Annotated in this window: 10 protein-coding genes; all 10 read left to right on the top strand. The window is 40.4% G+C overall.

Annotated features, from left to right (window positions below):
* Window positions 1-2,096: alpha-N-acetylglucosaminidase (locus tag ACO1O5_RS21875; RefSeq protein ID WP_486274090.1), on the top strand; the 2,096-nt coding region annotated here is incomplete at its 5' end.
* A gap of 88 nt (window positions 2,097-2,184) precedes the next feature.
* The gene (locus ACO1O5_RS21880; protein ID WP_486274092.1) at window positions 2,185-3,129 is read left to right on the top strand and encodes a class II fructose-bisphosphate aldolase; all 945 of its coding nucleotides are present in this window, start codon (window positions 2,185-2,187) and stop codon (window positions 3,127-3,129) included.
* A 10-nt stretch (window positions 3,130-3,139) separates the two neighbouring features.
* Window positions 3,140-4,012 carry a 5-deoxy-glucuronate isomerase gene (gene iolB, locus ACO1O5_RS21885; RefSeq protein WP_486274093.1) on the top strand — a complete coding sequence of 291 codons (873 nt, stop codon included), beginning with the start codon at window positions 3,140-3,142 and terminating at the stop codon, window positions 4,010-4,012.
* 10 nt (window positions 4,013-4,022) lie between these two features.
* Window positions 4,023-5,036: a 5-dehydro-2-deoxygluconokinase gene (gene iolC, locus ACO1O5_RS21890; protein WP_486274094.1), complete on the top strand. Its 1,014-nt coding sequence runs from the start codon at window positions 4,023-4,025 to the stop codon at window positions 5,034-5,036.
* Between the two features lie 45 nt (window positions 5,037-5,081).
* Window positions 5,082-6,947, top strand: a complete 1,866-nt coding sequence (gene iolD / locus ACO1O5_RS21895; RefSeq protein WP_486274095.1) for a 3D-(3,5/4)-trihydroxycyclohexane-1,2-dione acylhydrolase (decyclizing) — start codon at window positions 5,082-5,084, stop codon at window positions 6,945-6,947.
* Window positions 6,948-6,968: 21 nt separating this feature from the next.
* On the top strand, window positions 6,969-8,441 hold the full coding sequence (locus ACO1O5_RS21900) for a CoA-acylating methylmalonate-semialdehyde dehydrogenase (protein WP_486274096.1): 1,473 nt from the start codon (window positions 6,969-6,971) through the stop codon (window positions 8,439-8,441).
* 8 nt (window positions 8,442-8,449) lie between these two features.
* On the top strand, window positions 8,450-9,361 hold the full coding sequence (locus ACO1O5_RS21905) for a TIM barrel protein (RefSeq protein ID WP_486274098.1): 912 nt from the start codon (window positions 8,450-8,452) through the stop codon (window positions 9,359-9,361).
* Window positions 9,362-9,396: 35 nt separating this feature from the next.
* A complete protein-coding gene (iolG, locus tag ACO1O5_RS21910; RefSeq protein WP_486274100.1) occupies window positions 9,397-10,425 on the top strand; it encodes an inositol 2-dehydrogenase in 1,029 nt (342 codons plus the stop codon).
* A gap of 74 nt (window positions 10,426-10,499) precedes the next feature.
* Window positions 10,500-12,716, top strand: a complete 2,217-nt coding sequence (locus ACO1O5_RS21915) for a putative Ig domain-containing protein (RefSeq protein ID WP_486274102.1) — start codon at window positions 10,500-10,502, stop codon at window positions 12,714-12,716.
* A gap of 165 nt (window positions 12,717-12,881) precedes the next feature.
* Window positions 12,882-13,937, top strand: a 1,056-nt coding sequence (locus tag ACO1O5_RS21920; protein WP_486274103.1) for a glycoside hydrolase family 28 protein, incomplete at its 3' end; no start/stop codon positions are given.

A 13,937-nucleotide genomic window follows, 5' to 3' on the forward strand; every position in this document is an offset into this window, starting at 1 on the left:
CAAGCCGCTTTACCATCCAACAAATTCCTACGGAAAAAAATAAAGATGTATTTGAGATTGAAACAGCAAACAACAAAATAATTTTAAGAGGGAACGATGGAGTAGCGATTGCATCAGCCTTGTATTATTATCTTAATGAATATTGTCATGCACAAATAACATGGAACGGAACTAACCTAACGTTGCCGGCTACACTACCATTTCCTCATAAAAAAATTCATAAAGTAACTCCTTATGAATACCGCTATTATATGAATTATTGCACTTTCAATTATAGTATGAGTTGGTGGGATTGGCCACGCTGGGAAAAAGAAATTGACTGGATGGCATTGCACGGTATCAATATGCCGTTGGCAATAACGGGCGAAGAATATACCTGGTACCTTGTTTATAAGGACATGGGTTTTAGTGATGATGATTTGAAAGATTTCTTTTGCGGCCCATCTTATTTTTCATGGTTCTGGATGGGTAACCTCGATGGCTGGGGAGGCCCGCTGCCATTGAGTTGGATGAAATCGCATTTTGAATTGGAAAAGAAAATAATCAACCGCGAAAGGCAGTTAGGTATGAAGCCTGTTTTGCCTGCCTTTACCGGTCACGTACCTGCGGCTTTTAAAAAGAGATTTCCCGGGGCAAAACTGAAAACTACCAACTGGAACAACGGTTTTGCTGACACCTATATTCTTGATGCGCACGATTCACTTTTTGCTGAATTGGGAAAACGTTTTTTGCAGAAGCAAACTGCCATGCTTGGGACAGATCATTTATACAGCGCTGATACTTTTAACGAAAATGAGCCGCCATCAAATGAACCCTCTTATTTAAGTGATTTGAGCGCTAAAGTTTACGATGGAATGAAAGAAGCGGATACGGCTGCCATTTGGGTAATGCAGGGATGGTTATTTTTTAGCGATAGAAAATTCTGGAAGCAACCACAAACGGAAGCATTGTTAAAAGCCGTCCCCAACGATAAAATGATTGTGTTAGACCTCGCTACGGAAATCGAACCCATTTGGAAACGCACAGATGCTTTTTACGGCAAACCCTGGATTTGGAATATGTTGAACAATTTTGGCGGCAATACTAATTTGTTTGGCCGTATTGAAACTGTCGCAAAAGAACCTGCTAATGCATTGAACGATCCTGCAAGCGGCAGCATGAAAGGTATTGGTTTAACAATGGAAGCCATTGAGCAAAACCCCGTGATGTATGAACTGATGACGGATAACACGTGGCGGCATGAAAGCATCAACTTAGATGAATGGATTGCTGCGTATATTCTAAACCGTTATAGAATAATGGATAGGCATGCTTTAAATGCGTGGAATATCTTACGTAAGACTGTTTACACAGTTCCTGCTTATAGATACAAGAGAGACGGTGCGGAATCTATCGTCGAGGCCAGGCCTACATTTGACTCTTCGACGCAATGGGCTAATACAAAATTAAATTATGCAGCTAAAGATTTATTGCCTGCATGGGATGAAATGATGAAAGCGATTCCAGCCTGCAAAAGAAGTGATGGATTTCAGTTTGATTTAGTCGATGTCACACGACAGGTATTGGCTAACTATGCCAGCCCGCTGCAGCAACAATTTGTTCAGGCGTATAAAAATAAGAATGTAGTTGCTTTCGCAAAATATAGCCAACAGTTCCTTACCTTGATTGACGATATGGATAAACTGGTGGCTACCCGAAAAGACTTTTTATTAGGACCCTGGGTAGGCAGTGCAAGGAAATGGGGAAACAATGAAAAGGAAAAAGCTTTGTATGAATTTAATGCAAAAGATCTTATTACACTTTGGGGAGATAAGGATTGTCCATTGCACGAGTATGCGTGCCGGCAATGGAGCGGTTTGCTGAATGATTTTTATAAGCCGCGTTGGCAGCAGTTTTTTGCAAAAGGTTCAGCAGCTTTGCGTGCAGGCCGGGAAATTGATATGGCGGCATTCAACAAAGAAATCAAAGATTGGGAATGGCATTGGGTGAATGAAAGAAAGGATTATAAGCTTACCACAACAGGTGACCCGATCGTAATGGCAAAAGCGATGTATGAAAAATATCGTTCTGTTATTCAGAAAGCTGCGAATTGGTAAGTGACAAGTTTAATTTTAAAAGAGTAAGAGAAAATTTTTATTTCACATTTTAAGTGCAGCTGAATGTTGCTACTTTAGATAAAAGAGAATGAAGCCGGTTTCTCCTAAAATATTATTTGATGATTGCTATGGCAAATACACGATTGCTGCAGTTAACGTATTTACGATGGAACAGGTGCATGGTTTGTTTGCAGCGGCACATGATTCTGAAACACCTGTCATTATTCAATTGACGCCGGCGGCCAGGAATTACGCACATCCCGCAATGCTGGTTGCAATGATAAGGGCAGCCTCTGATATTTATCCAAAAGCCATATATGCAATTCATTTGGATCATGGCGTAGAAGCGCACGCGTTTGATGCTATCGGTAACGGGTACACGTCTGTAATGATCGATGCTTCGCATGATGATTTTGAAACGAACATTAAAAGAACGACGGCCGTTGTTGAGGCGGCGCATAAAAAAAATATCGTGGTGGAAGCTGAACTTGGTGTATTAAGTGGCGTTGAAGACGACCTGAGTATTGAAGAAGAAAATGCAAAATATACTGATCCGACTCTTGCTAAAGAGTTTGTAAAAAGAACCGGTTGCGACAGCCTCGCGGTTGCCGTTGGAACCAGCCACGGCGCTTATAAATTCAGTGGCGGCAAAGGATTGCAATTTAGTGTGCTTGAAAAAATTCAACAGCAGTTACCCGGCTTTCCGTTGGTGTTGCACGGAAGTTCCGGTGTTAATAAAAATGATATTAATGAGATAAATCGTTATGGTGGAAAGTTAATGGAAAATGCCAGTGGCGTTACCGATGAAGAATTGAAAAGGGCCGTACAATATGGAATATGCAAGGTAAACATCGCAACTGATCTGCGCTTGCTATGGACAAAAGTGCATCGTAAATTTTTTGCTGAACAACCTGAATTATTTGATCCGGTAATTCCGGGTAAAGAATATATGAAAGCCTATAAAGAATTTATGATAGAGCGTTTTGAAGTTTTTGGCTGCAAAGGAAAATCATCATCAATTCATTTAAATTAAAATTAAAGAGATGAAGGAAAGTTATTTAATTAAACATCCAACTCAAACCTTCGGGGTGTACCAGAAAGTTACAGCCGAAGATGCCGGATGGACGCATCTTAATATGGAGGCGAGATTGATGCGCAAAGGTGAGATATGGCAGGGAAATACGGGAGAGAACGAATATGCATTTATATTATTAAGCGGTAATTATTCCGCATCCACTAACAGAGGCAGTTGGCAGACAACAAATGGCAGAAAGAGCGTCTTTGAAGGAATTGCCCACACACTTTATTTGCCAAGACATACTTCTTTTTCAATTGCTGCTGAAAGTGAATTGTTGGATATCGCCGCAGGCTGGTGTCTCGCAACGCAAGATTTTCCTGCCAGGTTTAAGAATCCGGAAGAAGCCGCTATTGAAATTCGTGGTGGTGATAATGCAACACGGCAAATAAACAGTCTCGTGGAGCCTGGTTTTGGATGCAGCAATATAATAGCCGTAGAAGTCTACACACCTTCAGGCAATTGGAGTTCGTTCCCGGCACATAAACATGATGAAAGAAAAGTAGATACTAACGGTGCCGTAACCGAAGCTTGTTTGGAAGAATTTTATTTTTATAAAATAGATAAGAAAACCGGCTATGCGTTGCAACATGTTTACACTTCTGATGGAAGCCTTAACGAACTGATGCAGTTAAGAACAAATGATGTTGCTTTAATTCCAAAAGGGTATCACCCGGTGGTCGCTGCACATGGATACAATTGCTACTATTTAAATTTTTTAGCAGGTAGCGATCAGTCGTTAGCGAACACCCCCGACCCGGATCATGAATGGATTTTTAATTCGTGGAAAGGAGTTGATCCACGCATTCCTATGGTAAATGCAGCGATGAATAATCAATGAAATTATTTTTATGAAAGAGAAGGAATTTGATTTAATAACATTCGGCCGATCTTCAATAGACCTGTACTCACAGAATATTGGCGCAGAATTTATTGATATAAAAGGATTTGATGCTTTTGTCGGTGGTTCTCCATTGAATATTGCAGTAGGAGCAAGTCGCCTTGGTGCCAGGGTTTCTTTATTAACTGGTATTGGAAATGATAAGGTCGGCGACTTCATTATTAATTTTTTGAAAAATCAAAACGTCGATACAAACACAATTGCACGCATTGATGGAGCCAGGTCAAGTGCGGTAGTATTGGGTATAGAACCACCTGACAGGTTCCCGTTAGTTTACTACCGCGATAATGCAGCCGATAGCCAGGTAACAATTGATCATGTAATAGCCGCTAAGATTGATCAATATAAAATGCTCGAAATTTCAGCTACGGCATTAAATATTGAACCAAGCCGCAGTGCTGTTTTTTATGCAATTGAAACAGCATTCGATAATAACGTTGCTGTAGTTTTAGACATGGACTTTAGGGCTGATCAATGGAAAGATTTGCGATCGTTCGGTTTAATGGTAAGAGCCATTTTGCCTAAAGTAAAAATTGCTATTGGAACCGAAGAAGAGATACTGGCAGCAACTTTACAGAATGCTGACCAGGTGCACATCAGCCATCAGCAAATTTCAGCTCCCGAAATAAAAGGCGATATAGAAGTATCTATCCAAAAAATAATAAAATCAGGTCCCGAATTATTGATCGTAAAACGAGGTTCAAAAGGCGCAACCATTTATTATAAGGATGGCAGGATGCAGGATGTACCCGGGTTTCCTGTCGAGATATTAAATGTATTGGGAGCAGGCGATGCTTTTGCAAGTGGCTTTATTTATGGCTATTTGAAGGGTTGGGATATTTACAAGGCCTGCAGGTTGGGTAATGCCAGTGGTGCGTGGGTGGTACAAAAATCAGGATGCGCCAATGCAATGCCTTATCATGATGAACTGATGAAATTTATTGAATCAAGGGGAGGACTATAAAAAGATAGAATATAACCTAAATGCATAAACGAAATACTTTATAAAATGGCAGAGAAAACAAAACGATTAACTACCGCACAGGCGACCATCGAATTTTTGCAAAAGCAATATGTGGAAAGAGACGGGATAGAAAGTCCCTTTTTCGCAGGATGTTTAGGCATATTCGGGCATGGCAATGTTGGTGGAATTGGTCAGGCATTATATCAATACCCTTCTTTCAAATATTATCAATATAGAAATGAGCAGGCGATGGTTCATACCGCTATTGCCTACTCGAAAGTTAAAAACAGGTTAGGTGCATTTGTGTGCACTTCGTCGATAGGACCGGGCGCTACTAATATGATTACCGGGGCCGCTACCGCTACCATTAATCGCATACCGGTGTTGCTGTTGCCGGGTGATATATTCGCCAAAAGAACGGTAGATCCTGTGCTGCAGCAATTAGAATACCAGTATTCAAAAGATATTTCAGTCAATGATTGTTTTAAACCTGTTTCAAAATATTGGGATCGCATCAATCGCCCGGAACAGTTGATACCGGCAATGATGAATGCAATGCGCATACTAACTTCCCCGGCTGAAACGGGTGCTGTTACGATTGCCATGCCGCAGGATGTTCAGGCGGAAGCTTTCGATTTCCCCCTTAGTTTCTTCAGGAAAAGAGTTTGGCAAATTCCAAGATTAAGAGCAGATAAAAATATGTTACAAAAGGCGGCTGCTATTATCAGTAAATCAAAGAACCCGGTGATCATTGCAGGTGGTGGTGTTATATATAGCGATGCGTGCAATGAGTTAAAAAAGCTGGTAAACAGAACAGGGATTCCCGTGGCAGAAACGTTTGCCGGTAAAGGCAGCTTGCATTATGATGAACCTCAGAATTTAGGCGCAGCGGGCGTTACAGGAACTCCCGGTGCAATTGCCGCATGTGAAAAAGCCGATGTAATTATTGGTATCGGAACACGATATAGCGATTTTACAACAGTGTCCCAGGGCGGATTTCTAAATCCATCTGTTCAGTTTATTAATATCAATGTTTCAGAATTTGATTCTTTCAAGCAGGCAGCCTTACCCGTTGTTGGTGACGCGAGAGAATCGATTAAAGACCTGGATAAGTTATTAAAGAACTATAAAGTTGCTGATAAATATGAAAATGCTATAAGAAAGAGCCAAGCAGAATGGAATAAGATTGTGGACAGCGTTTATTCATTGAATCACGGAATTCCGGTAAGCCAGGGTGAAGTAATCGGAGCTGTAAATAATTTTTCCGCTGCAAAAGACATAGTTGTATGCGCTTCCGGAAGTTTACCGGGAGATTTACATAAACTCTGGAAAACGTCGGACAGTAAGGGTTTTCATCTTGAGTACGGCTATTCGTGTATGGGATATGAAATTGCCGGAGGGCTCGGTGCGAAGATGGCTGATCCTTCAAGGGAGATTTATGTAATGCTGGGCGATGGAAGTTATTTAATGATGTCGCAGGAAATAATTACGTCTATACAAGAGGGTTATAAACTTACTATCATACTGCTTAACAATAACGGGTATGCCAGTATTGGCGGGCTTTCAAAATCATTGGGAACAAACGGCTTTGGTACAGTTTATAAATATCGGGATAAGAAAACGGGACAACTTACCGGTAATTACTTGCCCGTTGATTTGGCTACCAATGCTGAAAGTTTGGGCGCCGTTGTATTCCGTGCAAAAAGCATAGATGAATTTAAACAGGCATTGGCTGATTCAAAAAATGAAACCAAGACCACGGTAATTTATATTGAAACAGACCGCGAGGAAAGGGTTGATGGTTATGCATGGTGGGAAGTTCCGGTGGCGGAAGTATCAACCGTTAGTTCCGTTAAAGCGAGTCTTGAGAAATTACAAAACAATAAGAAAAAGCAGAAATATCATTTGTAAAAATCAAAATAAAGAATAAGAATGGATGTATTAAAAAATTATATCAATGGGCAGTGGGTTCAAAGCGCTTCAAAAGAAACCAATGATGTTTTGAATCCTGCATCTGGCGAGGTATTGGCAAAAGTGCCCTTTGGAGCGGCTACAGCTAATGACGTAACGGCGGCCGCATTCGCGGCAAATCTTGCTTATCAGCAATGGAAAGATGTGCCCGTTCTGAAACGTATTCAACCCCTGTTTAAATTGAAACAGCTTTTCGAAGATAATGCGGATGAAATTGCACGCATCATAACTTTCGAGTGTGGCAAGACGTTAGCTGAGTCTAACGGTGAAATTCAAAGAGCCATTGAAAATATAGAAGTGGCCAGTGGAGCGCCGATGCTTTTGCAAAGTGAGTTTTTAGAAAACATTGCAACCGGAATTGATGAGTACATGATACGGCAACCGTTAGGTGTAACTGCGTGTATTGCACCTTTTAATTTCCCGGCAATGATATCTTTTTGGTTTTTGCCTTATGCCATTGCGTGCGGCAATAGCATGATCATAAAACCTTCGGAAAAGGTGCCGCTAACGATGATGAAAATATTTGAATTGATCCATCAATTAGACATTCCTAAAGGATTAATTAATTTGGTTCATGGAGGAAAACAATCTGTTGATGCGATACTCGATCATCCGGATATAAAATCAATCAGTTTTGTAGGAAGCACTGCGGTAGCCAAATACATTTATTCCCGTGGCACGGCCAATGGCAAAAGAGTGCAGACGCAGGGTGGTGCAAAAAATCCTGTTGTTATATTGCCCGATGCAGATATTGAAATGACATCACAGATTGTTACTGATAGCGTCTATGGCTGTGCCGGTCAACGTTGCCTCGCAGCATCAGTTGTGATAACAGTTGATGATAATTCTAAAATACGTGATTCATTGTATGCATCTGCGAAGGCCAGAAATGTTGGTTTTGGTTTAAACAAAGGAGTGGAAATGGGGCCCGTTATCAGCAAAGAAAGTAAGAGAAGAATTGAAACCCTTATTGCACAGGGCGAAGCAGAAGGTGGTTCAATTTTATTGGACGGAAGAAACACTTTGATTAAAGATTATGAAAATGGAAATTTTATACAACCTACTATTCTTGAAAATATTCCGGTTGATGGAGAACTTATAAAAACAGAAATCTTTGGCCCGGTTATGAGCCTGCTGCACATGAAAACAGTAGACGATGCAATTGCGTTTATCAATAACGGTAAGTACGGAAATATGGCCTGCCTTTTCACAAGCAGTGGTTCAAGTGCCCGCAAGTTCAGAAGCCAGGCAATGGCCGGCAATATTGGAATCAATATTGGCGTGGCGGCTCCGATGGCACAGTTTCCTTTTAGCGGCTGGAAAGAAAGTTTCTTCGGCGACCTGCATGGACAAGGTAAACATGCCATTGAATTTTTTACACAAACAAAAGTCGTAATAGAACGCTGGCCAAAGGAATGGTCAAGAAAATTTTAAAAACTACTATGGAAAAGAAAATAAAGATTGCCAACGCACCTTGTTCCTGGGGCGCCCTGGAATTTGAATTGGAAGGAAAATCATTAGGATATGAAGAGGTGTTGGATGAATTGGTTGAGACAGGCTATGCCGGAACAGAATTGGGCGATTGGGGCTTTATGCCAACAGATCCAACAGCATTACATGATGAAATTGCGAAACGAAATATTAGCTTGTTGGGAGCTTTCGTGCCGGTTGCATTATCCAACGAAAGTGCGCATGAGGCCGGTGTTGAAAAAGCTTTAAAGGTTGCGGGATTGATGTATGATGCCGGTTATAAAGATGCATTTATTGTATTGGCCGATGAGAATGGAACCGTGGAATTTAGAACAAAGAATGCAGGTAGAACAAACGGACAGGGCGGCCTGCTAGATGCCCAAATGAAAATATTTGGAGCAGGAGCAGAGAAGGTTGCAAGCGCAGTAAAAAATAAGTACGGAATGAGAACAGTATTTCATCATCATTGTGCCGGCTATGTTGAGACCCCGCAAGAAATAAATGCTTTCCTGCAAATTACCGATCCCGCCCTGGTTGGTCTTTGTTTTGACACAGGACATTACATGTTTGGTGGTGGAAAAAATCCGTTGGATATTCTTGAAAAATATTGGGATCGCATCTGGCATGTACACTTTAAAGATTTTTCATCCGAAGTAGCTGCAGCGTCAGCAAGAAATAATTGGGATTATTTTCAATCGGTTCAGCATGGTGTGTTTTGCGAACTGGGTAAAGGCGATGTTGATTTCGAGGCTGTGATTCAATTTTTAAAAAATAAAAATTACGATGGATGGATTGTAGTGGAGCAGGATGTTTTGCCTGGAATGGGCAATCCCAAACAATGTGCTGAAAACAACCGGCAATATTTATGCGATAAAGGCTTATAAAAACTCTTTCAAACTCAATTAAAAAATAAAACAAGATGGAGCAAATTAACATTGCATTACTAGGGATGGGACGCATCGGTAAAATTCATTTCAAAAATATTGAGCAACATTTCCCGGGCGTAAATATTATCGCAGTAGCTGATCCATTATATGATACATCTCTCGAAAAAAAATATGATAAAATTACTTTTTCAAAAAATGCGCATGAGGTAATTGCACTGCCCGATGTACAGGCTATACTAATTTGCACGCCTACTAGTTCACATGCTGATTTGATTGAGCAAGGGATTAAAAACGGCAAACATATTTTTTGCGAAAAGCCAATGGATCTTTCACTGGAACGAACGGCATCACTGAGTGAAATGGCCGTGGATGCTGGTGTTAAGCTGATGCTCGGTTTTAACAGGAGATTTGATCCTGATTTTATGCAAGCCTATAAATCGGTTCGTGCGGGAGTAATTGGCGATGTTCAAATTGTGAAGATTACGAGCCGCGATCCTGGATTGCCACCTATTGATTATATAAAAAATTCAGGCGGTTTATTTATGGATATGGCCATACACGATTTTGATATGGCAAGATATATAATGGATAAAGAGGTTGTTGAAGTATATGCACGCGGTTTGAATTTAGTAGACAAAGCAGTTGGAGAAGCCGGCGACATAGACACTGCATTAACAACTTTAATTTTTGAAGATGGTACTTATGCAGTTATTGACAACAGCAGGAAAGCTGCTTATGGTTATGATCAACGCCTGGAAATTTTCGGAAATGCCGGTATGATAAAAGTGGAAAATAATTTGCATAATCGCAATGTTATTTATGATGAAAAAGGAATACATCATGCATTGCCGCTTGATTTTTTTATGGACCGTTATGCCAATTCTTATTTAATTGAAATGCGATTATTTATTGACGCCTTACAAAATAATAAGCCAATGCCGGCTGGTGGGGTAGATGGCCTGAAAGCCACTGAAATTGCCTACGCAGCGAAGATGTCGATGGAGTCAGGCTTAGCGGTAAAACTTGAAGATGTAAGGATCAATGCCAGGAAAATTGCGTAACTGATTATTAAATCAAAGAGTTTTCGTAAACGCCGCCAATCTGTTTTACATTCGGGTGATTAAATTCAAATTAAATGAATAAACTATTTTTTGCTTTACTGGTTTTATTTTCATTACACACATTTGCACAAAAAAATATTTCTTTCCCTGTTGCCAAATTTCATACGGGCGACGACCCTGCATGGAAAGATGCCAATTTTGATGATCGTCAATGGCCTTCTATTAAAACGGATGAAAATTGGGAGTTGCAAGGCTACGACAAGTATGACGGATATGCCTGGTATCGGATCAAATTTATGCTGCCTTCTTCTTTAAAAAAGAATGCCTATTGGAAAGACACACTTTCTTTTCATCTTGGTAAGATTGATGATGTAGACGAAACTTTTTTTAATGGTGAGAAAATCAGACAAACCGGCGCTCTGCCAACTGATGCCGGTAGTTATAGCGGAATGTGGGATGCGTACCGGATTTATAATTTGCCAACAACAAGTAATCTTATTCAATGGGATAAAGAAAATATTATTGCCATCAAGGTGTACGATCATGCCGGCAACGGTGGTATGTTTGGTGGTGTTCCTTTTATTAAATTATTAGCGCCGATAGACGTAGTGGAAGTGGGTCTTGACGAAGATGCCGCTATTTCATCAAAATACACCTGTTCTGCTGAAAATAGCTCTGGCAAAGACCTTGAAGGAACCTTAACTATTTCCGTTAGAGATGGCCAAGCCAATAAGATTATTAGATCGATCGTAAAGCCTGTTACCCTAACGGCAGGTAAAGCCATTACTGAAAGTATCAATACGGCGCCCAATAAAAGATACGAAATAACAGGTTCCTTTAAGGAAAAACACACTGGAGAAACAAAAAGTAAATTGAAAGTTACGCCTTACATTCTTACGCCACCTGTTCCTGATAAGCCCCGCATTAATAGTGCAAAAATATTTGGTGTAAGGCCCAACTCGCCAGTAATTTTTAAGATAGCTGCGACAGGAAAAAAGCCTTTACATTATACCGCATCAAATGTGCCTAACGGTTTGGCAATAGACGCAGTTGCAGGAATTATCACAGGAGAAGTGAAAGCCAAAGGAACTTATGATATCGACATCATTGTTTCAAATTCATTAGGTGCTGCTGTACAGAATTTTAAATTGAAGGTTGGCAATGAACTGGCGCTTACACCGCCGATGGGCTGGAATAGCTGGAATTGCTGGGGTTTAACGGTTGATGATGAAAAAGTGAAGAGTTCGGCGCAGGCATTTATTGACAAAGGGTTGATTGATCACGGTTGGAGTTATATTAATATAGATGATGGCTGGCAGGATCCTGAAAGAGCCGCTGATGGAGAAATATTACCAAACAAAAAGTTTGGTGACATTGCGGGATTGGCAAACTGGTTACATGATAAAGGATTAAAGTTTGGCGTGTATTCGTCACCGGGAACTAAAACATGTGGCGGTTACACTGGCTCTTACCAACATGAGTTGCAGGATGCAACGACATATGCCAAATGGGGAGTTGACTATTTAAAATACGATTGGTGCAGTTACCAGGAGGTATTCAATAAAGAAAATGACACAACGTTAAAGGCCTATCAAAAGCCTTATAGACTAATGGCGGACGCATTAATAAAGCAACCAAGAGATATTGTTTATAGTCTTTGTCAATATGGTATGGCCGATGTGTGGAAATGGGGTGGCCAGGTAAACGGGAATAGTTGGCGTACAACCGGCGATATCAACGATTCATGGGGAAGTGTTGTGGCGAATGGTTTTGATCATCCTGAATTATTTCACTATGCAAAGCCGGGCAACTGGAATGATCCCGACATGCTTGTGGTTGGCAAGGTAGGTTGGTCTGGTATATTACGTGCCACCAACCTCACACCGGATGAACAATATTCACACATCAGTCTATGGTGCTTATTATCTTCTCCGCTTTTAATCGGATGCGATGTAAGTAAGCTGGATAATTTTACATTGAATCTATTAACTAACGATGAAGTGCTGGCAATTGACCAGGATATAGCAGGAAAGCAGGCCCAGCAAAAAATAAAAACGAATGAATTTCAAATATGGGTTAAGGAACTCGCTGATGGAAGCCGAGCGATTGGAATTTTCAACACGAGTGATGGCTATAAAAATATCAGTATCAATTTTGGTAATCTTGGATTAACCGGGAAATATAAAGTCAGGGATTTGTGGCGACAAGTTAACGTAGGAACTTCGTCAGCAAGTTATTCATCAAACATACCGCCTCATGGTGTGTCACTAATTAAACTTTCAGGACAATAAAATAATTGACGTCATTTGAAAAGAGTAATCATTTTTAAAAAATCCTGGCCAAAGATTTCCAATTTTATAACGGCACTGATTTAATTTATGCCAAATCTTTTTTAGACTATTGTATGTAGCCATAGCCTGGCAATAAAAATTGAAAGTGCTATTTAAATTTATGTTTTGAAAAAAAACACTTTATTACTTGTAACATTCTTTTCGGTTACGGCATGCTTCAGCCAAAAGAAAGATTTTGTAATAACCGATTATGGTGCTATCTCCGATGGGGTTACCAATAATGTGAAAGCCATCCAACATGCCATTGATGATGCAAACAAAAATGGAGGAGGAAGAGTGGTTGTTCCGGGAGGCCGCTTTCTAAGCGGTGTCATATATTTAAAATCGAATGTTGAATTGTATGTTGCCGAAGAAGCCGTATTGCTGGCAAGTACTGACAGGACCGACTACGGGCCAAGCCAAAGAGCTTCTGCCTGGATCGTGGCGAACGACGCAAAAAATATTTCCATCAGTGGTAAAGGAACTATTGACGGGCAATGCGACCTGCTCATACAGGACATTTATAAAAGGCTAATAGCAGGTGATTTATATGATAACGAATGGAAGCAATATAATGACTGGCACCAGCGCAGGCCAAGCGAGAGCAACCGGCCCCGAATGATCGATTTTAGAAATTGTGACAGAGTCACCATAAGAAACATTCACCTTCAAAATGGCACTTCATGGATACAGGATTATAAAAATTGCACCAATCTTATAATCGATAGTGTACACGTTTTCAGTAACACTTTTCTAAACAATGACGGCATCGACGTGGTGGATTGCAAAAATGCTAAAATAACCAACTGTATTATTAATGCTGCCGATGATGGTATTTGTTTAAAATCAGAAGACAGAAATCGTCGTTGCGAAAATATTTATGTTGCCAACTGTAAAGTCCGCTCCAGTGCCAGTGCCGTAAAATTAGGAACTGCTTCACGAGGAGGTTTTAAGAATATTGTGATAAAAAACATTGAAGTCTATAATACTTTCCGCTCTGCAATTGCAATTGAGTCTGTTGATGGAGGTGTGTTGGAAGATGTAGATGTGCAGCACATTCATGCAGTAAATACCGGCAATGCCATTTTTATCCGGCTGGGCCATCGTAATAAAGATTCAGTGATAAGCCAACTGCGAAATGTATTTATAAATGATGTAACCGTTGAAGTACCGAAGAGCAAG

It is taken from the genome of Ginsengibacter sp., from assembly GCF_057362405.1.

What these genes read in the sequence shown, in the direction of transcription:
- ACO1O5_RS21915 (WP_486274102.1), top strand. Translation starts at nt 10,500, where the DNA reads ATGAATAAACTATTTTTTGCTTTACTGGTTTTATTTTCATTACACACA.
- ACO1O5_RS21880 (WP_486274092.1), top strand. Translation starts at nt 2,185, where the DNA reads ATGAAGCCGGTTTCTCCTAAAATATTATTTGATGATTGCTATGGCAAA.
- ACO1O5_RS21905 (WP_486274098.1), top strand. Translation starts at nt 8,450, where the DNA reads ATGGAAAAGAAAATAAAGATTGCCAACGCACCTTGTTCCTGGGGCGCC.
- iolG (WP_486274100.1), top strand. Translation starts at nt 9,397, where the DNA reads ATGGAGCAAATTAACATTGCATTACTAGGGATGGGACGCATCGGTAAA.
- iolD (WP_486274095.1), top strand. Translation starts at nt 5,082, where the DNA reads ATGGCAGAGAAAACAAAACGATTAACTACCGCACAGGCGACCATCGAA.
- ACO1O5_RS21900 (WP_486274096.1), top strand. Translation starts at nt 6,969, where the DNA reads ATGGATGTATTAAAAAATTATATCAATGGGCAGTGGGTTCAAAGCGCT.
- iolC (WP_486274094.1), top strand. Translation starts at nt 4,023, where the DNA reads ATGAAAGAGAAGGAATTTGATTTAATAACATTCGGCCGATCTTCAATA.
- iolB (WP_486274093.1), top strand. Translation starts at nt 3,140, where the DNA reads ATGAAGGAAAGTTATTTAATTAAACATCCAACTCAAACCTTCGGGGTG.